The 20714-nt window shown below is 64.6% G+C and carries 15 protein-coding genes and 1 tRNA gene; 8 read left to right on the top strand and 8 right to left on the bottom strand.

The window, feature by feature from the left end:
* Positions 1-954, bottom strand: a 954-nt coding sequence (locus FDN03_RS14020; protein ID WP_171021264.1) for a D-alanyl-D-alanine carboxypeptidase family protein, incomplete at its 3' end; no start/stop codon positions are given.
* A 280-nt stretch (positions 955-1234) separates the two neighbouring features.
* Here FDN03_RS14020 and FDN03_RS14015 point away from each other — a divergent pair.
* The 6 genes from FDN03_RS14015 (at position 1235) to FDN03_RS13990 (ending at position 6512) form a co-directional block, all read left to right on the top strand.
* Complete coding sequence (locus FDN03_RS14015) at positions 1235-1747, top strand: N-acetyltransferase (RefSeq protein ID WP_138178129.1); 513 nt, start codon at positions 1235-1237, stop codon at positions 1745-1747.
* Between the two features lie 76 nt (positions 1748-1823).
* On the top strand, positions 1824-2627 hold the full coding sequence (locus tag FDN03_RS14010; protein WP_138178127.1) for an alpha/beta fold hydrolase: 804 nt from the start codon (positions 1824-1826) through the stop codon (positions 2625-2627).
* Positions 2628-2743: 116 nt separating this feature from the next.
* Positions 2744-3220, top strand: coding sequence for an SRPBCC family protein (locus FDN03_RS14005; RefSeq protein ID WP_138178125.1), 477 nt, complete (start codon positions 2744-2746; stop codon positions 3218-3220).
* Between the two features lie 111 nt (positions 3221-3331).
* Complete coding sequence (locus tag FDN03_RS14000) at positions 3332-4339, top strand: SDR family oxidoreductase (RefSeq protein WP_138178123.1); 1008 nt, start codon at positions 3332-3334, stop codon at positions 4337-4339.
* A gap of 343 nt (positions 4340-4682) precedes the next feature.
* Entirely contained in the window at positions 4683-5660 is a 978-nt protein-coding gene (locus FDN03_RS13995; RefSeq protein WP_138178121.1) for a PRC and DUF2382 domain-containing protein, read from the top strand.
* A 57-nt stretch (positions 5661-5717) separates the two neighbouring features.
* Positions 5718-6512, top strand: coding sequence for a hypothetical protein (locus FDN03_RS13990; protein WP_249354597.1), 795 nt, complete (start codon positions 5718-5720; stop codon positions 6510-6512).
* Between the two features lie 131 nt (positions 6513-6643).
* Here FDN03_RS13990 and FDN03_RS13985 read toward each other — a convergent pair whose 3' ends face one another.
* Together FDN03_RS13985 and FDN03_RS13980 are read right to left on the bottom strand one after the other, a co-directional pair.
* Positions 6644-7126 (bottom strand): MarR family transcriptional regulator, encoded by a 483-nt coding sequence (locus FDN03_RS13985; protein ID WP_349291717.1) that lies wholly within the window; start codon positions 7124-7126, stop codon positions 6644-6646.
* 59 nt (positions 7127-7185) lie between these two features.
* The gene (locus tag FDN03_RS13980) at positions 7186-8307 is read right to left on the bottom strand and encodes an LLM class flavin-dependent oxidoreductase (RefSeq protein ID WP_054821117.1); all 1122 of its coding nucleotides are present in this window, start codon (positions 8305-8307) and stop codon (positions 7186-7188) included.
* Positions 8308-8495: 188 nt separating this feature from the next.
* On the opposite strand from FDN03_RS13980, the gene FDN03_RS13975 reads away from it, so the two are divergent.
* On the top strand, positions 8496-9239 hold the full coding sequence (locus tag FDN03_RS13975; RefSeq protein WP_138178119.1) for an ABC transporter permease: 744 nt from the start codon (positions 8496-8498) through the stop codon (positions 9237-9239).
* Between the two features lie 199 nt (positions 9240-9438).
* On the opposite strand, the gene FDN03_RS13970 is transcribed toward FDN03_RS13975, so the two are convergent.
* The 5 genes from FDN03_RS13970 to FDN03_RS13950 form a co-directional block, all read right to left on the bottom strand.
* A complete protein-coding gene (locus FDN03_RS13970) occupies positions 9439-11811 on the bottom strand; it encodes a M28 family peptidase (RefSeq protein ID WP_171021263.1) in 2373 nt (790 codons plus the stop codon).
* A 423-nt stretch (positions 11812-12234) separates the two neighbouring features.
* Positions 12235-15555: an efflux RND transporter permease subunit gene (locus FDN03_RS13965; protein WP_138178114.1), complete on the bottom strand. Its 3321-nt coding sequence runs from the start codon at positions 15553-15555 to the stop codon at positions 12235-12237.
* A gap of 359 nt (positions 15556-15914) precedes the next feature.
* Complete coding sequence (locus tag FDN03_RS13960) at positions 15915-17408, bottom strand: malate:quinone oxidoreductase (protein ID WP_054820701.1); 1494 nt, start codon at positions 17406-17408, stop codon at positions 15915-15917.
* Positions 17409-17468: 60 nt separating this feature from the next.
* Entirely contained in the window at positions 17469-19289 is a 1821-nt protein-coding gene (locus tag FDN03_RS13955; protein WP_171021262.1) for an ABC transporter substrate-binding protein, read from the bottom strand.
* 209 nt (positions 19290-19498) lie between these two features.
* Positions 19499-20440, bottom strand: coding sequence for a 2-hydroxyacid dehydrogenase (locus tag FDN03_RS13950; RefSeq protein ID WP_138178108.1), 942 nt, complete (start codon positions 20438-20440; stop codon positions 19499-19501).
* Between the two features lie 170 nt (positions 20441-20610).
* On the opposite strand from FDN03_RS13950, the gene FDN03_RS13945 reads away from it, so the two are divergent.
* Positions 20611-20685: transfer RNA gene (locus tag FDN03_RS13945), tRNA-Lys, on the top strand.
* Positions 20686-20714 lie beyond the last annotated feature (29 nt).

The raw sequence follows: 20714 nt of genomic DNA, 5'->3' as shown, positions 1-20714 counted from the left end.
CGAAACCCAGCCGGTCTTGGAGGCGTACTTCACCTGGTACCAGCCCTTGGAGGTCTTGCCGGTCAGGCTGACCTTCTTGCCCTTCGGAATGGTCAGCAGGACCTTGTGCTTGGTGCCCACCCCGCTGCGCAGGTTCAGGTTCGCCTTCGTCTTGGCGCTCAAAGCGCCCTTGGGAGCCTGGGTCTTGGGCTTCTCCGCCTTTGGCTTGGCCTTGGCCACCCCGTAGTAGTGCTCCAGGGTCTTGGCCCCGGATTGGGTGTAGCTCTTGGCCAGGGACGTGCCCACATAGCGGAAGTGCCATGGTTCGTAGGCGTATCCGGTCACCGACTCGTAGCCCTTGGGGTAGCGCAGAATGAAGCCGTACTTGTGGGCGTTCTTCGCCATCCAGCGCCCCACCTTGGTGGATTCGAAGCAGGCCTGCAGGCCGCACTGATGGTTGGTGTTGCCCACGTCCACGGCCAGGCCGGTCTGGTGTTCGCTGGTGCCGGGCTTCGCGGAGATCCGCTGGGCATACTTTGACCCGTACTGCTGGGTGTACTGCCGGAACAGCTGGGCCTGCCGGTCATAGGAGCGGTAGCCGCTGACCAGGGCAATGTTCACGCCCGACTTCTTCGCCGCCGTCTTCATCTTCAGGTAGGCGTCAGCCGCTTCGGGCTGCAGCCGGATGGAGGTGCCCCTTACCGTCTTGGTCTTGGGGACATAGCGGGCCGGTGAGAGCGGATAGCTTTTGCTGACAAAGACATCAATGCGGCTGGCGCCGCGCTGCAGCTTCCGGGCCGTCGGGACGAATGAGGCCACGTCGGTGCTCGGGGCGGCCGCGGTCGTGATGCCCTGGGACTGCACCTGGGCCGGGGCGGCCGGTTCGAAGGCGGTGGCCGGGGCCAGCGAGGTCGCCACCAACGAGGCGGTGAACACGGTCGCCAGCGCCAGGCGGGTCGTGCGTTTCTTGGACATGGGTTTTTCCTCACGAGTGATGAATGAGCTTCCCTTATTCCAGCATCAAGAACCCGACGGGACAAGGTTCTTCTAGAAAATGGCGCAAAGTTTCGCAGATAACTCTGCCCCGGCAAATGGGGATAAACCCCTTGTTCCCCTCACGTTCAACACTGCGAAACATTCGCTCTGGGCATGAGTTTCCAGCATCGGGAGGTGACCAGTAGTTTTGCGTTTCGCCCCGGGTCTGCAGGGCTTCATCCCGGTGGAGCGCCCAGCTGAGTTTGGTAGGTTAGCGACCATGCAAGTTCGGCAGGAAACCTTCGACGACAGGGCAGGGGTCTACGCAGTGGCCCATGCGGCATTCGCCAACTCCGACCCCTCGATTGAGCCGGCGGAGGTCGGCCTGCTGCAAGAGCTCTTCGACTGCCCCGCCTACGATCCAGTCTTCTCGATCGTGGCCCTGGATGAGACCGCCGTCATTGGGCACGTGATCGCCAGCTGGGGGAGAGTGGACGGGCAATACCCGCTGCTGGGGCTCGGGCCGCTGGCGGTCGCCCCCGAATACCAGCACCGCGGAGTGGGCTCGATCCTGATGCAGGACATCCACGACCGCGCGCAGCAGCGCAACCTGGCAGGAATCGTGCTGCTCGGCCACGTGGACTACTACCGGCGCTTCGGCTACGAACCGGCTTCCGATCACGGAATCGTCCCCTCCGATGCCGCCTGGGGCGAGAACTTCATGGTCAAGGTGCTCGACCCCCACCGTCTGCCCGCAGGCAACTACCGCTACGCCGCCCCGTTCGGCTGCTAGGACAGTTGCCCACCTCACTGCTCTGCGAGGGTTCCGTCGCCTGTCAAGGGCGTAAATTTGCTAATCTATTGGGATCATGTCGAACCACTTGTTGCCCGTGAAGATTGACCGGGGCCAGGGCATGCCCGTGGTCCTGCTGCACGGCTTGGGGAACAACCACCACAGTTGGCATTTCGTCCTCGATGACCTGGATTACTCCCGGGTGCGGATCATTGCCGTGGACCTGCTCGGATTTGGGGATGCGCCGAAACCGGATGTCGAATACACCCTGCGGGACCACTCCTCGGCGGTCGCCGCGACCCTGAAGGACCTGGGGATTCAAAAGGCGGTCATTGCCGGCCACTCCATGGGCTGCAATATTGCCCTGGACCTGGCAGAGAAGGAACCGGACATGGTTGAGCGCCTGGTGCTCTTCGGTGCACCGCTCTACCGGCGCAAGCCACGCGGCGGCAAGCTGCGCAAGCTCTTCCGCGCCGAGGGCCTGTACTTCTCGCTGTTCGAACTGGTCTCCCGTTCCCCGGACGCGGTCCAAACCGGCGGAGGGCTGGCCGAGGAATACGTTCCGTTCATCAAGGGCATGGAAATCACCGAGGAAACCTGGCCTGCCTACCGCAAGAGCCTGCAAAACTCGATCATGCAATACGAGTCCTATCGGCAGGCCACCCGGCTGAAGCTGCCTATGCTGTTCGTCAACGGGGTGCTGGACTTCTTCATCATCCGCGGCAACACCACGCGGGCGTTCATGGCCAACCGCCGCTTTGTGCGCATCCGCCGCAGCCGCGGACCGCATGAACTAACCCCGACCCAGGGAAAGCTCGCCGCGCGGATCATCAACCGGATGGCCAACCAGGCAAAGACCGGGCAGCGGGCCATCGACTAACAGCGCTGTCCTCCCCGCCTGGCACCCGCTGTCCTGGTCACCCCGATGTGCCGGTGCGCCGGTACCTTTGCGCGCAAACCCTTGTGCCGGTGCCACGGGTGCGGTAGACATCTACCATGGACGCACACCAGCTCCCGCGCGAGCTCTCCTTCACCGTTGCCGGGCACGTTGCCAAGCCGGTCGAGCAGGTCTACGAGGCGGTCGCGGATCCCGAGCAGCTTTCGCGCTACTTCACCACCGGCGGGGCCCGCGGGCGGCTGGAGGCCGGTGACACGGTCACCTGGGATTTCCACGACTTCCCCGGCGCCTTCCCGGTGCAGGTGCTGCAAGCCGAGGCCCCGCGGCGCATTGTGCTGCGGTGGGCAGGTGAGCACCTGGTGGCCAAGGACGGCATGAGCCGGGTGCAGTTCGACTTCGAGCCGGTCGATGACGGTGCCCGCACCAAGGTGCAGATCAGTGAATCCGGCTGGCAGCCCAGCGAGGCGGGGATCCAACGGGCCTTTGACAACTGCGAGGGCTGGACCTCGATGCTGGCGGCATTAAAAGCCTGGGTGGAGCACGGCATCAATTTGCGCGAAGGATTCTACAAGTAACCTGAACGCCACCTGCGCCAACACCGCTCCGGTTCAGTATTGGCTGGGAGCTGGCCGGGTAATTGCCATGGCCTGTGTCACAGCGGCCCTTCACCTGCCTAGGGTGAGGCCATGCCAACACCTCAGGAAGCAACGAACGGACAAGTCGCACTGGTCGCCGGTGCCTCACGGGGCCTGGGCCTGCTCGTGGCCCGGGAACTGGGACGGCGCGGCTACCGGGTAGTGATCTGTGCCCGCGAGGCGGAGGAACTGGACGCGGCCCGGGCAAAGCTGCATGCCGAAGGCCTCATGGTCGAATCCATGGTGTGCAATGTGGCGGACAACGGTGAGGTCACCAGCATGGTCTCGCGCATCGAGGCAACCCTGGGGCCCATCGAGGTACTGGTCACCGTGGCCGGGGTCATCCAGGTCGGGCCGCTGCAGTCCCTGGAGCGTGAACACTTCGAACAGGCCGTGAACATCATGCTGTGGGGCCCGGTCAACCTGGCTTTGGCCGTGGTAGATTCCATGCGCGAACGCGGACGCGGGCACATTGCCACCGTCTCCTCCATTGGCGGGATGATCAGCGTGCCGCACCTGCTGCCCTACAGCACCGCGAAATTCGGCGCGGTCGGCTTCTCCCAGGGGCTGCGTGCGGAAATGTCCGGCACCGGGGTCAAGGTCACCACCGTGGTGCCCGGGCTGATGCGCACCGGCTCCCACCTGCGCGCCGAGTTCACCGGCAACCAGCCGGCCGAATACGGCTGGTTCTCGGTCGGTGCCTCCTTCCCGCTGGTGTCCATTGACGCCGAGCGGGCCGCCCGCCAGATCGTGCGCCGGGTATTGGAGGGCAAGGCACTGGTGGTGCTCACCCCGCTGGCCAAGCTGGCCATCCGGGTCCACGGGCTGGCCCCGGCCAGCACCGCGAACCTGCTGGGAGTTCTCGGACGGATGCTGCCCGGCGCGCCGGGCAGTGAACAGGGCACCGTGACCGGGCACGAGGCCCGCGACCGGCTGCCGGGCCCCGCCCAGAAGGTACTCGATGCGATCACGGTGCTTGGCCGCCGGGCCGCCGGGCGCTTCAACGAGGTGGGCGAAAAGGACGGGGCCGCACCCATGCCGGGGGACGGGGGCGCTTAATATGGCACCTCTACAGCGCCAATGGCAGAACATTTCAGGTTTCCCAGTCAGCCCCAAGGCTGCGTCCATGCAGGCACTAGGCACTGGACACAGCGGCGGGAGCAGATGGGATATTCAAGGTACCGGGGGACACCAACAGAGAGGAAACCCAATCTGCAAACAGCATCACGAGTGCCTTCAGCATTGAGCTTCCAAGTTTCGGCAGACCGGCCCACACCCGCCGGCACTGACCCGAACGGCTCGTAGGACGTCACGCCCACCAGGGGCGCAGCACCCTTCGGACACCACACTTGGTTTCCGGACGGTTTCACAACACTGAACACCGACGCAAAGGAAAGAAACCATGATCAACAAGAACCAGATCGATGAACTGCTGAACACCGGCGGCACCGTGGTCGGCAGCGACGGCGAGAAGATCGGCAAGTTCGGACAGGTCTTCCTTGATGACCAGACCGGCGAACCGCAGTGGGTCACCGTGCGCACCGGATTGTTTGGAATGTCCGAAAGCTTCGTTCCGCTGGATGAAGCCAGCGTGCACGGGGACACCGTCACCGTGCCGTTCGACAAGCAGATCGTCAAGGATGCCCCGCGCATCGACGACGAGGACGGGCACCTGAGCCCGGCCGATGAGCAGGAGCTCTACCGCTACTACAACCGCTCCTACGACCGGCAGCAGAGCGTGGACCAGCGCACCGGCCACGATTCAGCGGGCCAGCTGCCCGCGGACCCGAACGACACCGCCCTGGCCGGGGGCGTGGGCAACGACCGGCTGGAGGATGACCGCCTGGCCGGCTACCGCCTGGGCGATGACCGCCTGGATGACCGGGTAGGCACCGACCGCACGGCCGACGCCGGGGTCGCGTTCGATGACCGCGACACCACCGGCACCGTAGGCCGGGATCGGGACGCAGGTGAGGGCATGACCCGCTCGGAGGAGCAGCTGCGCGTGGGCACCGAGAACGTGGAAACCGGTCGGGCCCGGCTGCGCAAGTACGTGGTGACCGAGAACGTGACCACCACCGTTCCGGTCAGCCATGAAGAGGTGCGCGTGGAACGCGAACCGATCACCGACGCCGATGCCGCCGGCACCGTGCGCGGCGGCGAGCTGGGCGAGGAGGAGCAGGAAGTGACCCTGCACGCCGAACGCCCGGTCGTTGACAAGGAAGCGGTCCCGGTGGAGAAGGTCCGCCTGGACACCGAGACCGTCACCGACGAGGAAAAGGTCACCGAGCAGGTCCGCAAGGAGCGGATCGAGGCCGAGGGCGATGGGGAGACCATCGACCCGGAAACCGGTGAACGCACCCGTCGCACGGACCGCTAGGCAGTGCCGCCCGCGCCGCGGGCGGCACCATGGTCCGAATCCGAGAAGGAGGGGAACATGAGTACCAGTGCAGATAAGTCACCGCACGACGACCGTGACTCGGGGCTGACCCGCGGTGAGCGGCTGAATAACGAACGCGACCTGAACCGGGAGGCCGAGCTGAACCGCGAAGGCGAGCTGCGCCGGGACCGGAACCAGGGCCGGGACGCCGTCCCGGACGGGGAGGCCAGCGCCGAGCGCGCCCAGCACCGGGCGGACACCCCGTCCGACCGGGTAGCCGAACGGGACCGGGAAAGCGTCGTGGCACGGGAGAAGCACATCTACGGCGGGATGAAGATCGGCTCAGCGTTCTTCGGCTGGCTGACCGCCACCGGCATGGGCGTGGTGCTCACCGCCCTGGTGGCCGCCGCCGGCACCGCCGTGGGGCTGAGCACCGGGGTCAACCCGGATGAGGTCGCCCAGAGCCTGAACCAGGACCCGCAGACGGTGGGCATGGTCGGGATCATCGTGCTGGGCGTCATCGTGCTCATCGCCTACTACTGCGGCGGCTACGTCGCCGGGCGCATGGCCCGGTTCGACGGCATGAAGCAGGGCCTGGCCGTGTGGCTGTGGGCCTTGGTGATCGCCATCGTGGTGGCGCTGCTGGGCTGGATTGGCGGCAGCCAGTTCAACGTCCTGGCCCAGGTCAACAGCTTCCCGCGGATCCCCGTGAACGAAGGGGACCTGAGTACCGCTGGCATCATCGCCGCGGTCGTGGTCGCGGTGGTGGCCCTGGTTGGGGCGCTGCTGGGCGGCCTGGCCGGGATGCGCTTCCACCGCAAGGTCGACAAGGCCGGGCTGGATGTGGTCTAGCGGGCCAACTAGGTGCCGCCAGCCGGTGAGAAGGACTTCTTACTGGGCTAGCGGTCAGGGAAAAGCCGAGGCAGGTGCGTCGTGATGACGTACCTGCCTCGGCTTTCCTGTGCCGTCGTACGGCGCGCGTCCTAGTCGATCCCGGCGCGCAGCTTCATGCTCAGGTGCTTGAGCTGGTCAAACTCCTCTTCGCTCAGCGCATGCCCCATCAGCTCGTGCAGGTGCTTGACGTGCTCGCGCCCGATGTCGCGCTGCACCTCCAGGCCCTTCTCGGTCAGGGACAGGATCATCGCCCGCTGATCGGTGGGATCCGGGCTGCGGGAGATCAGGCCGCGTTCCTCAAGCCGGACGATCATCCGGCTCAGCGACGGCTGGGAGATCAGCAGGAACTTGTTCAGGTCCACCAGCCGCGCCTTGCCTTCGGGACAATTGCGCAGATTGAACAACACGTCGTATTCACGCACCGAGAGCCGATTGAATTCGGGCATCGAGATCAGGTGGCGCATCACCGCCACCTGCGTGCGGAAGAGTGCCTCCCAGGCCTCGACCGTGTTCTTTAGCGGGGCCGGGGCGGTGGTGGCCTCACCGGCCACCATTTGCTCATTGTGTGTCACTGCACTCCTATGCTTGCAGCCCTGTGGCTGGCATCCTTACCCCTTGATCTTATCCCCGGTTAAGCGTCCTGTCCCTTGTCGGGGTGAGAATTCTTGGCTTCTTCCCTGGCCTTCTTGGCGGCCACCAGTCCGGCGTGGGTGGGAGCCGGGGTCAGGTCGGCCGGGGCGCGGGATTCCATTTCCTTGCGCAGCTCGGGCAGCACGTGCTCGCCGAACATGTCCAGCTGGTTCAGCACGGTCTTCAGCGGCAGCCCGGCGTGGTCCACCAGGAACAGCTGGCGCTGGTAGTTGCCGAAGTACTCCTGGAAGGTCAAGGTCTTCTCCAGCACCTCCTGCGGGGAACCAACGGTCAGCGGGGTCTGGGAGGTGAAGTCCTCCAGGGACGGGCCGTGGCCGTAGACCGGGGCGTTGTCGAAGTAGGGGCGGAATTCCTTGACCGCCTGCTGGCTGGTCTTGCCCATGTAGAACTGGCCGCCCAGGCCCACGATCGCCTGATCCGCCCGGCCGTGACCGTAGTGCTCGTAGCGCTCCCGGTACAGGCCGATCAGCTGCTGGTAGTGCTCCTTGGGCCAGAAGATGTTGTTGGCGAAGAAGCCATCGCCGTAGTAGGCGGCGATTTCGGCGATCTGCGGGGTGCGGATCGAGCCGTGCCACACGAACGGGGGCACATCATCCAGCGGACGTGGGGTGGAGGTGAAGTTTTGCAGCGGGGTGCGGTAGCGCCCCTCCCAGTTCACCACGTCCTCGTCCCACAGCCGTCGCAGCAGGTTGTAGTTCTCGATGGTCAGGTTCACCGAGTCCTGGATGTTCTTGCCGAACCACGGATAGACCGGGGCGGTGTTGCCGCGCCCGAGCACCAGGTCGGTGCGCCCGTTGGACAGGTGCTGGAGCATGGCGAAGTCCTCGGCGATCTTCACCGGATCATTGGTGGTGATCAGCGTGGTGCCGGTGGACAGGATGATCCGCTCGGTCTGCGCGGCAATGTAGGCCAGCGTGGTGGTGGGGGAGGAGGAGAAGAACGGACGGTTGTGGTGCTCGCCGATGGAGAAGACATCCATCCCGATCTCTTCGACCTTCTTGGCGATGGCCACGATCGCGTCGATGCGTTCCTTCTCGGTGGGGATGGTGCCGTTGGTGGGGTCGCGGGTGATGTCACTGACGGTAAAGACACCGAACTGCATGGCGGGACTCCTTGTCCTGTTCGTGGTTCCGCTGGGCTTCAGCGACCAATCTATATGCGTATGAATGTAATAACAAGTTGATCCGTCAATTATTCCCGTGTTGCAGTCATCCTGCAAGAGACCTCCAGCCTAAGCACGACCCCGCCAGCGCAGTTGCCGTCCATGGGGGTTCCTGCTGGCAAGGTACGGTGCCGGCCCCGGCGATAGCGGCCGAACGGATCAAGTTCTTCTCGCTGCGACCCCTCACCTGGATGTTGTGGCTGGGCATTATTTGCATGGTCGGCACCGCCTGGCAGCTTGGCGCCAGTGCCAAGGCCAGCGGCGACAACGGCTTTGACACCTATACCCCGGCACCCGAACTGGTGTTCTCGACCCTCCAGCTGGCCCAGCTGTTCTTCGCCACCGCAGCGGCCCTGTGCCTCACCACCGAGTACTCCTCAGGCACCATCACCTCCAGCCTGCAGGCAGTCCCGCGCCGCGGCGTGCTCTACGCTGCCAAGGCGGTGTTCCTGTTCGTCACCGGAACGGTAATGGGAATCGTGGGGGTGGGACTTGGCACCGTGCCGGCGGCCCTCTCCGCCGGAGAGTACGGACTCTTTGACGCCGTGGATCTGATCCGGGCGCTCGCCGGAGCCGGAGTATACCTGGGGCTGATGATGCTCACAGTGCTGGGGATCGCGGCGCTGTGCCGCAACTCGGCGGGCACCATTGTTGCTGCCCTGGCCCCGCTGATCGGCATGCCCCAGCTGCTGGGTCTGGTAAATGTGCAGTGGATTTCCACGGCCGTGGACCATCTGCCCACTGCGGCCACGGTGCTGGCAACCGGGGCCACTGAACCCTATGGCAGCGCGGTGGCCCTGGGAGTCCTGCTGCTTTGGGCGGCCGGGCTGCTGGTCGCTGGATGGGTTTCGCTGAAGTACCGGGACGCCTAGCTAAACCGGGATTATGCACAGACCGGATCCGCGGGTCCGAAGGCTCGTGGGGAACTGGAAAGGACCCGGCCGCACACTGTTGGTGCGGCCGGGTCCTTCACGCCCGTGAGTTGGACGCGAACAGCCCCGCAGAACACACAGTGTGGTTCTGCGGGGCTGGGTTGGTTCGGCGACTCCGGGGAAGCCCCGGGACAACGAGTTAGCCGCGTCGGCTTGTGGAACGCCGGCGGCGAACCACGAAGAGCGCACTGCCCGCGCCCAAGAGCAGCAGCGCCAGCGCTGCGAAAGTGATCAGCTCGGCACCGGTGCGCGCCAGGTCCTTCTCGGTATTGGGCGTCGGATCCTCTGGGGCTGGCGTCGAATCCTCCGGGACTGGCTTGGCATCCCCGGGGGTTGGCGAGGGCTGCGTGTCATCCTGCGCGGTTGGGATCTGCACCGAGACCGGTGCGGTGATGTTGCCAGCTACGTCGCTGGCACGTAGTTCAACCAGCGCGCCCTCCTGACCCACCTCGACCTCACCTAGCAATGCACCCTGAACATCCTCTTCAGTATCCAGGGTGCTCCACTGCTGTTGGGCGTCCAGGCGGTACTCGATGACACCGACCCCGGAGGTCACATCCGAGACTTCAAGGCGCAGCTGTCCGCGGTTCTGGGCTACCGCGCTGGCTTCCAGGTCCGGGGCCTTGGTATCGAGCTTTACCAGTTCCTGAGTAGAGTCTCGATTGCCAGCCCCATCAGTGGCCCGGGCATGCAGGGTGTGTTCACCGTCCTCAGCGATGCTGATCGGTGCTGTGTAGGGTTCCCATCGCTGTCCATCACGGGATACCTCGATTGCTGGCGCGTCGTCGGTCTCGTCGGTGGCGGTGACGTTAACGGTGACCGGTGCGGAGGTGAACCAGCCGCTGGCCCCGGCCGGGTTCTTGGTGTCGATGGAAACTTCCGGCTTGTTCTCATCCAGGATCAGTTCGACCTCAACCGTGGTGTCCCCGGCGATTGCCTGGTCCAGGCTCGCACCGATCGCACCGTCGGCGCCGACGGCAGCGAAATCGCAGGTAGTGTGCGGGGCCAAGGTCTCCGTGGTACCTTGCTGCGAAGTCTGCGGCACCTCGCGCCAGCCGGTGTCACCCTCGCATGACATGGCCAGCTGCGCTCCGTCAGCCGGCGCGCCGGTTTCGTCGGTAACGTTGAGGGTCACCGGGTTCAACGCCGCGCGGAAAGCCGACCCACCTATGATCTGCGCGCTGAAGCCCATGCGGTCCGCAGATACGAACTCGATGGTGTCCGAGGGCAGGTGGTAATCCGGTTCGAGCACGATCGAGGAGTCAGCGGACCAGAACATCCAGCTAAAGACGGCGGCATTGATCCCCACATCGTGGAAGGACTGGTGGTCGCTGCGGCCGACATAGCCGATGTTCAGCGGCTCCTGCTCCAGGTCACTGTGCACGTCGCTGGCGAAGTTCAGTACGGTGTTGGACTCGTTGTCTGGGTTCACGCTCAAACCCCAGAAACCAAAGGGCTGTTCGTTGGTTCCCTTCTCCGCGGTGCCGGCCATGTCCATGTTCCAGGCACCGATCGTGCGCTGGATTTCATCCTCGCTCAAGCTCTGGGCGTGGTGGGCAGAGCCCAGGATACCGATTTCCTCGCCGCCCCAGGAACCGACGCGGATTTCGGTGTCCAGCGAGTAGTTGCTGATCAGCTTGGCGGTTTCGAGCATGATGCCGATGCCGGAGGCGTTGTCGCTGGCCCCGGGACTGCCCACGACCGAGTCGACGTGTGCGCCGACGTAAACAATCGGTGCGGTTCCGTCATCGTTGGCGGCCGGCCGCACGCCGATGACGTTGGAGCTGTCATCTCGGGTCTGCTCGGTGGTGATGCTCAGGCTTAGAGCGTCGCCGGGGGCTGCCGCCAGCTCGCGCAGACGGACAGCCTGCACGCCTCCGGCGGTAACTACCACCAGATCGGCCACCGATTCTGGCACCTCACGGAGGTTGGGAATGGAACCCTTGGGGTTGGTCTGGGCGAGGATGATGCCAGCGGCACCGGCGGCGGCAAGCTGCTCCAGCAGCGCGGTACGGGCCTCGGCATTGGCATTCCAGTCGATGATCACCAGGGCATCGGTGACCTCGGTGGTCGCCAGTCCGCTGCCATCGCCCAGGTCGATGACCGGTGCCTTGAGCGGTGCCGAAGGGCCTGTGATCTTGGCGCCCTGGGCCGAACGGTACTGCCAGCTGGCAATGCCGGGCAGGTCGCGGCTGGGCACGACGTTGGCGACAAACTGTGTGCGTCCGTCGAACACCTCGCGTGAGGTCTGGAAGCCATACTCCTGCAGGTGGTGCTCGACATAATCCTGTGCCGCGTCCTCCGCCGCGGTGCCTGCAACGCGTGGGCCGATCCCCACTGAAAGCTCCTGCACGTGGGAATACACCCGGTCCTGTTTGACCAGGTCCACGAACTCCTGTTGGAAGCCGGGAGTCAGCTTGCCAGTTTCGATCGCTTCCAAGGCATCATCCGGGGCATAGGGCGCCGCATGTGCGACATTGGGGACCAATGCGAGGGAAGTGGACAGGGTCACGACCGACAGTGTCAGCAGCGCCCTCCTTCGAATGCCTCGATGATGCGGGGGATGGGCTTGCTGCAACATGCGGAAGGGTTCCTCTCCAGGAAAAGTGCGCGCGAACGCTCGCGACCCGTACTGGAATCATCGGCCCGGGGCCAGGTCGGTGGAGCGAAGCGGAGTCTGGAAGGGCGAGCCCATTGGGCACGGGACTCGCCCTTCGAGGGTGCAAAATTGATGATGTGGCGCGGAAGTACGACCGTGATATACGTTACATCAAGGAACTTCGGTGCACCAGAGGAAGTCGCTTCTGAGTTGGGATGTTTATCCTGCATCGGGGTGCCGGGCGTGGCATTTACAATGCCCCAGAATCAAGCAGGCTCCACCGCCTACCCCTGCGGGCGGCGGTGGAGCCTGCTTGGCACTGTCACCGGACGGACGCTAGTCGCGCGGCTTCTCCTTCTTCAGCATTTCCTCGACCTCGCGGCGTTCCTTGCGGGTCACCGGGATCTGGCCGGTCTTCGGGTTGATTAGATCCGCATCCGAGGACTGGACCCGCTGGGCGGTTTTGCGGGCCTTGGACAACAGGGTGTCGGACTCCGCATCCACCGCAGCAGGCTCACCGTCGGCCGGAACCGGGGCGTGGGCGCCCACCGCGGCGGCGGTGCCGTACTTCGCCTCGCGCTTGGCCTGGCGGCGGGCCGCGCTTCGCTCCTTGCGCCCCTCCACCAGACGGTAGAGCACCGGCACCAGGATCAGGGTCAGCAGGGTGGAGGTGACCAGGCCGCCAATGACCACCACGGCCAGCGGCTGGGAGATGAACCCGGAGTGACCGGTCAGGCCCAAGGCCATGGGCAGCAGCGCGAAGATCGTGGCGGCACTGGTCATCAGGATGGGGCGCAGACGCTGGCGGGCACCATGGGTGATGGCATCATCCAGGCTCATGGCCGCGCGCTCCGGGGTGTCCAGCCGGTATTGGTTGATCAAGTCGATCAGCACGATCGCGTTGGTCACCACGATCCCCACCAGCATCAGCATGCCGATCAGGGAGGGCAGGCCCAGCGGGGTGCCGGTCAACAGCAGCAGGCCAATCGAACCGGTGGCCGCGAACGGGATGGAGACCAGCAGGATCAGCGGCTGGATCAGCGACTTGAACGTGGCCACCATGATCACGTAGACGATCGCCACGGCGGCAATCAGCGCCAGGTACAGCTGCTGGAAGGACTCGGCCTGCTCGGTGGCGGCACCGCCGAGCTTCACGCTGGCACCCTCGGGCAGATCCATGGAATCCAGTTTGTTGGTGACCTCCGTGGAGACGGCACCCAGGGCGTTCTCTTCCGGGGTCAGGCTGACCGTGGCGATGCGCTCGTTGTTCGAGGTGGTCACCACCTGCTCAACCTTCTCGATCTTCACCTCGGCCAGGTCGGAGAGCTGCTTGACGCCGGTGGCGGTGGGGATCTTCAGTTCCTCCAGCTGCTTCTGGCTGGTCAGCTCATCGGGTTCACCGATGTGGATCTGCAGGTCGGTGAAGTCGATGCGCAGCGTTCCGGCCGGGATGGGGGAGAGCTGGGAGGCGACAATCCCGGCCAGCTGGGATTCGGTCATCCCGGCCTCGGCGGCCTTTCTCGCGTCGATGTCCACGGTCACCTGTTCGCGCTTCTCCGAGAGGTTGTCGGTGATGCCGGTGACCTGCCCGATGCCGGAAAGCTGCTCGCGCACGGAGGTGGTGGCCTCGGAGAGGATTCCCTCGTCCGGTGCGCTGACCTCCACGGTCACATCCGAGCTCATCATGCTGCCCGAACCGGCCGCCACGGTGATCTCCTGGTCCTTGGGCAGGTTCAGGTCCTGGATGTCGCTGCGCACCCGGTCGGCCAGCTCCTCCTGGTCCAGGTCCGCATCGGTGATGACGGTGAAGCTGGCGGTATCCGAGCCGGCGGCCCCCATCATGGCGCTGAGCATGTCCCCGGAACTGCCCACGGTTAGCTGCACGTCCTCGATGCCCTCGGTGTCCTGCAGCAGGTTTTCGACCTTTTCGGCCTGTTCCAAGGTGGTGTCCAGTGCGGTGCCGGTCGGCATCTTCTGGGTGATCTGCAGGGAGTTCTCCCCGGTGCCACCGAGCAGGTTGGTGTTCAGCAGCGGGGTCATGGCCACGGTGCCGCCCAGGATCAGCACCGAGACCAGCAGGGTGATCACCGGGTGCTTCTGGGTGCCGCGCAGCACCGGAGCGTAGCTGCGCTGCATCGCGCCCTTGTTCTCGGCCGTGTGGGCGGTCTTCGCCTGGCCGGTGCCCGGGCGGTGCGGCAGGAACCAGTAAGCCAGCACCGGCACAATGGTCAGCGAGACCAGCAGCGAAGCCAGCAGGGCAATAGTCATGGTCAGCGCGAACGGGCGGAACAGCTCCCCGGCCATGCCGGCCACCAGCGCCACCGGCAGGAACACTGCCACGGTGGTCAGGGTCGCCGAGGTGATCGCCCCGGCGACCTCGCGCACCGCCAGCAGGATGGCCTGGCGCTTTTCCTGGCCGTAGGACAGGTGGCGCTTGATGTTCTCAATAACCACAATCGAGTCATCCACCACGCGGCCAATGGAGATGGTCAGCGCGCCCAGGGTGAGCATGTTCAGGGTGTAGCCGAACACGTTCATCCCAATGAAGGTGACCATCAGCGACAGCGGAATGGAGATCGCGGTGACCAGGGTGGAGCGGATAGAGAACAGGAAGATCAGGATCACCACCACCGCGAAGACCAGGCCGAGCAGGCCCTCGGTCGCCAGCGAGTTGATGGACTGTTCAATGAAGGGGGCCTGGTCGAAGACCGTGGTGATCGTTGCCCCGTTGCCCAGTTCGGATTCCAGCTGGCCAATGATGTCCTGCACCGCGTGGGAGATTCCCACGGTGTCCCCGTCCGGGGTCTTGGTGATGGAGACCGAGAGGGTTTCGGCGCCGTTGGTGCGGGTGATGCTGGTGGCCTCATCGGCTTCGATGGAGACCTTGGAGACGTCTTTGAGCAGCACCGGGCCGCTGTCGGAGGTGATGGGGATTTCGCGGATTTTTTCCAGCGTATCGGGGGCCGAACCGGCGATCACCGGCAGCTCCAGGCCCTCGGTGTCCAGCGAGCCCACCGGCATCGGGGAGCCCGCGTTTTCGATCGCGTCCTTGATGTCCGAGGTGTTCAGGCCCTTGGCGGCCAGCTTCTGCTCATCGGGCAGCACCAGAATGTGCTGGGCGGCGCCACCGGAAACCGAGGCCTCGCGTACCCCGTCGATCTTGCGCAGCTTGGGCAGCGCGATGCGCTCCACATCATCATGCAGTTTTTCCAGGGACTCATCCGAAGCCACGGCCAGGTAGGCGACCGGCAGGTCGGAGACCGAGCCGGCGAAGGAGGAGGGTTCCACGTCCTCCGGCAACTGGTTCTTCGCGTTGGAGATCGCGCGCTCCACCTGCGAACGGGCCCGGTCCATGTCCGTGCCGTACTCGAACATCAGTGAGATCGAGGCGAAGCCGGTGCGTGAGGTGGCCGAGGAGGACTCCAGGCCCTCCACTGCCTGCATCGCGGTTTCCAGCGGGCGGGCCACCTGCTCGTCCACCACTTCGGGGCTGGCCCCGGGCTGGGAGGCCATCACGGCGATCTGTGGGAACTCCAGGGAAGGAATCAATTCCTGTTTCAGGGAGCCCATCGAGATCAAACCGAAGATGGCCGAGAATACCGTGATCAGTGCGATCAAGGCACGGTTCTTCAAAGACAGATTGGCCAAGCGCTGCATGCGGATGCGGTCCTATGCGTTGAAAGATGAAAAGAGCTTGGTTTAACTTTAGTTCGTTGGCAGACGACAACAGAATCTGGAGCGGGATTCCGAGAAAATCATCCCTAAGGATGAAGGCTGAAGGAAACGGCGTCGGTCGCGTTCCGGTACGGGGGTACGTGCTCCTTCGAGTACGTGCTCGCCGGATTTTGCGCGAAGTCGGGTTACCGCAGCGCGGCGACTGTTGGACGCCTTCAGCGGGTCTTTTCCCGGCCGGCCCCACGGTATCCCGGCACCGTGAAGGTGCGCGGGCTTTAAAGACAGAAGACCCTGGCCACGAGCAATTTCGCACTTCTCGTGGCCAGGGTTCTGCAGGGCGCCTACTTCAGCTTCAGCACCTTGTTGGTTTCGGCAGTCACTTCATCAAGCAGCTGCGGGTTCTCATTCAGTTTCACACCGTAGGACGGGATGATGTCCTTCAGCTTCGCTTCCCAGCCGGCGAACTGCTTCGGGAAGCAGCGTGAAAGCAGGCCGATCATGATCGGGGTTGCGGTCGAGGCGCCCGGGGAGGCACCCAGCAGGCCGGAGATGGAGCCGTCCGAGGAGGTGATGACCTCGGTGCCGAACTGCAGCACGCCGCCCTTCTTCTTGTCCTTCTTGATGACCTGAACGCGCTGGCCAGCGTGGATCAGTTCCCACTTCGAGCCATCGGCCTCCGGGTAGTACTCGTTGAGCGACGCGTCCTTCTTGGAGCGCGACTTCAGTACTTCCTTGATCAGGTAGGTGGTCAGGGACATGTTGTCCTTCGCCACGGCCAGCATTGGGATGATGTTGTGCGGGCGGATGGACAGCGGCAGGTCCAGCTGACCGGTGGACTTCAGGAAGTTCATCGAGAAGCCGGCGTACGGGCCGAACATCAGCGAACGCTTGCCGCCCACGAAACGGGTGTCCAGGTGCGGCACGCTCATTGGCGGGGCGCCGACCGAGGCCTGGCCATAGACCTTCGCGTTGTGCTGTTCGCTGATCGAGTCATCGGTGCAGCGCAGGAACTGGCCGGAGACCGGGAAGCCGCCGTAGCCCTTGATTTCGTCAATGCCCGACTTCTGCAGCAGCGGCAGCGCGCCGCCGCCGGCGCCGACGAACACGAACTTGGCGTTGACCTTGAAGCTGGCGCCGCTGGCGTTGTTCTTCACGGTCAGCTGCCAGCCGGCGCCCTCACGCTTCAGGCCGGTGACCTTGTGGCCGTAGCTGACCTCGGCGCCGGAAGTGGCCAGCGAACCGGTCAGGTCCTTAGTCAGGCGGCCGAAGTCCACGTCGGTGCCGCCAACCACGCGGGAAGCGGCGACCTTCTGGGAGGCGTCACGGCCGCGGGCGACCAGCGGGGTCCACTCGTTGATGGTGTCCAGGTCCTCGGTGAACTCCATCGCGGAGAACAGCGGCTGGGCGCGCATGGCGTCGTAGCGGGTCTTGAGGTACTTGGAGTGGTCCTGGCCGATCACGAAGGACATGTGCGGCAGGGCGTGGATGAAGTTCTCCGGCGCGCTGGCGTGCTGGTTGCGCACGGCCCAGGAGAAGAACTGGCGGGAAATCTGGTACTGCTCGTTGATGCCAATGGCCTTGGTCGGATCCACCGATCCGTCCGGCTGGGCGGGGGAGTAGTTCAGCTCACACAGGGCCGAGTGGCCGGTGCCGGCGTTGTTCCATGGAGAGGAGGACTCTTCGCCTGCCTGGTCCAGGTTCTCGAACAGGGCGATCGACCAGTTCGGTTCCAGCTGGTTGATGAGGGTACCCAGGGTGGCGCTCATAATGCCAGCACCAATGAGTACGACGTCAAAATTCTTGGTTGACGTTTCAGAAGGCACGAGGATCTCCATCGACAGTGATACTTTGCTCTTAGGTCAGACTAGACCCATTACGTGAGGGGCAAGAAATTCTCAACCCGTCAACTTGCCGTTCGGCGAGAGTTTGACGTCCACGTACACCTCGTCGAGCACCGGCGAGGACGGGTAGTAGTTGACCACCGAATCCAGGGCGAGCGCCGAGATCGGGAACACCAGCGGCACAATGGGCAGGTCATGGCTCAAAGTGGTCAGGACGTTCCGGTAGGCGGCGGTGCGCAGCTCGCCCACGGCGATGGAACGGGCCGCCAGCACCTGGGCATCCAGCAGCGGCGAGGTGTAACCAAACTCATATTGCTTTGCGGCAAGGATTCCGGAAATGAAGTCATCCTCGTTGCGGTACGCCCCGGAGAAGCCCAGCAGGTGCAGGCCCTTGAACCCGTCGTGGCGGACCCTTTGCACGTACTTGCCGTGGGACCAGTCCACCGGCACCGGCTTGACCTTGATGCCCACCTTGGCCAGGTCCTCGGCGATCAGCGCGAAGCAGCGCTCGGGCAAGGTCAGGTAGTTGCGGGCCACGTTGCGCGGGTAGGCGAACGGAATCGAGGAACCGTCATAGTCGATTTCCTCCAACAGCTTCTTAGCGTCATCGGGGGAGTAGAACAAAACGTTCTCCGGGTTCTCCACCCCGAACGTGGGCGGCAGCAGCGTGGAGGCCGCCTTCGAGCCGCTGATGAACAACTCGCGCACCAGCCGGCCCTTGTCGATGGCCATGGCCAGCGCGCGGCGGAAGGCCGGCTTCTCCAGCCACGGGGCGTCATGGTGCAGCCCCAGGTAGAGCACGGAGAACGGGTCCCGGTTCACCACCATGCGCGCGTTGCGCACCAGGGTGCGCAGCACCTCCACCGAAACCATGTCAAAGGCATCAATGTCCCCGGCCAGCAGTTCGGTCTGGCGGTTGTGGGCCGAGGCGATCGCGGAGATCTCCACCCGCTGCGGGTGCCGCGGATTGGCGTTCAGCCGCTGCTGGTTCCAGTACTCCTTGTTCACCTCCAGCAGCACATGTTCTTCGGTGCGCTTGGCAAAACGGTAGGGGCCGGTGCCGACGGGGTGCTCGGTGAGCTTCTCGGCCGGGTTGTCCTTCGGTCCGCCCTTCAGTGCCGAGGGGGCCGCGATGGCCAGGCCCGGCAGCGTGAACGCCTCAATGACCCCGGTCAGCCGGCGGCGCAGCTTCAGTTCCAGCGTGTATTCATCCAGGGCGCTGACCGAGGCGAAGTAGCTGGCCGAGCCGCCCTCGGACTTGCCGCTGAACAAGTCCTCCTCCAGCAGGGTGCGCATGGCTTCCAGCTGTGCCTTCTGCTGGGCCATCACCGGGGCCAGGTCCTGCTTGTCCCCGGCCTTGGTGTCATTCGGCGCCTGGGCCTGCTCATCATCCTTGGGCAGCTTCGGGATCTGCGAGGTGTGGTGGAAGACCTGGGTGAAGCCCTGCAGGGAGCGTGAGCGCAGCTCGCTGTTCATGGCCAGCCAGCGCTTGAAGTTCGCCAGCACCGCCTCGGCGTTGAACGCGGTGCCGTCATGGAACTTCACGCCCTGACGCAGCGTGAAGGTGTAACGCAGCCCGTCTTCGCTTTCGGTCCAGGACTCGGCCAGCCCCGCGACCGGGCCACCGGTCTGCGGGTCAATGGAAATCAGGGTCTCATAGATTTGCCGGGTGACGCGGAAGGAGTCATTGTCCCCGGCCACCGCCGGATCCAAGGAGAGCGGTGGGGCCGCCGCGGCAATCCTGAAGGTGCGCGGGTTGGCGTTGCCGGCCGCGGCGCCGGTGCTGGCAACGGGTTGCGGTTCCGTGTCGGTGCAGGCGGTCAGGCCCAGCAGGACGGCCGCCAGCGACCCGGACAGTACGGCTCGACGCGTCACGGGCTGGCGCTCAATCGGTGGCACGGTGGCGGCTCGGCTTCCTGGTTCAGGGATCTGTGGAGTTATCGCATCCAACCCGGCGCCGGGCCGCGTTACACCGCTGCCAGGACGCCGGAGGATAGTTTCCAAGATAGCGCACCGATCGGTGAGGATTCGGTGCATTCACCGCTGCCACGCCCGGATAAGCCCAAAATGTGGCCGAAAGGTTATCAGACCTGACGCTGGTGCACGATGTTTTCCCCGTCCTCACCGCGTGACCAGGCCTGCACCTGGCGTTTGAGCAACGCCACCATGCGGGGGAAGAACGCCTCGGTGTTCCCGCCGTTGTGCGGCAGGATCAGCGCGTTGGGCTGGCGCCACAGTTCGTGGTCCTGCGGCAGGGGTTCGGGATCAAAGACATCCGAGGCCACGAACAACCGGCCGGAGGCCACTTCCCGGGTCAACGCCTCGGTGTCCACCACCGGCCCGCGGGCCACGTTGATGATGCGCGCCCCATCAGGCAGGGCGGCCAGAAGCTCGGCGTCCACCAGGTGGTGGGTGGCGTCATTGAGTGGCACGATCAGGATCAGCACCTCGATCTGCCCGGCCAGGGAGGCCAGCTCGTCAATGCCGTGCACCGTCCCGTGCTCGTCGGTGCGGGCGCTGGAGGCAAAACGCAGCAGGTTCACCTCAAACGGCTCCAGGCGTCGGCGGATCTCCTCACCGATTCCGCCCACTCCCACCAGGCCCACGGTGCGGTCGGCCAGTCCGGGCCAGCGCTGCGGCGCCCAGTTGCCCGCTTCCTGGTTGCGCACCGCATCGGGGAAACCACGCAGAGAGGCGATGGCCAGCCCCAATGCCATTTCCGCGGTGGCTGCGGCATGCACGCCGCCCGCGGTGGCCACGCTGACCTTGCTGTCGACCAGGTCGATGATCCCGTCATAACCGGTGGTCTGGGTTTGGACCAGGGAAACGTTCGTGGCCTGCTTGACGCTCTGCAGCCGGGAGAACTCGGCCATATAGGGAAACACCGCAATATCGATCTCATTCGGCTCGACACCCTCGGGGGCGCTGTCCAGGTCCCACAGCACCGGTTTCAGGTTGGCGGGAAGCTCACCGACCGCCTGGAGCAGCTCGGCTGAGGGGAAGGAGACGATACGTTGTTGGCTCATAACCCCACACTAATCAGTGGAGCCCAAAAGCGAACAGAATCCCATGTCATGACGTGTAATCCAATTCACGTACCAAGCGGGGGCATCGAATTTGCGCGAGGGGTGAAAGCTGGTAGAGTTACATCTCGTTGCGAAAGCGCGAAACGAAAGTTTCTAGACCATCGCAACGGGCACCTCTAGCTCAATGGTAGAGCATCTGACTCTTAATCAGCAGGTTCCGGGTTCGAGTCCCGGGGGGTGCACCAGCAAGCAAAGGCTCCGTTTCCAACCGGTT

Origin of the sequence: Glutamicibacter sp. V16R2B1 (genome assembly GCF_005774635.1) — a bacterium.
Taxonomy (GTDB): Bacteria; Actinomycetota; Actinomycetes; order Actinomycetales; family Micrococcaceae; genus Glutamicibacter; species Glutamicibacter creatinolyticus.
The sequence above is the reverse complement of the archived record's forward strand: the minus strand, read 5'-3'. Positions and strand labels throughout refer to the sequence as shown.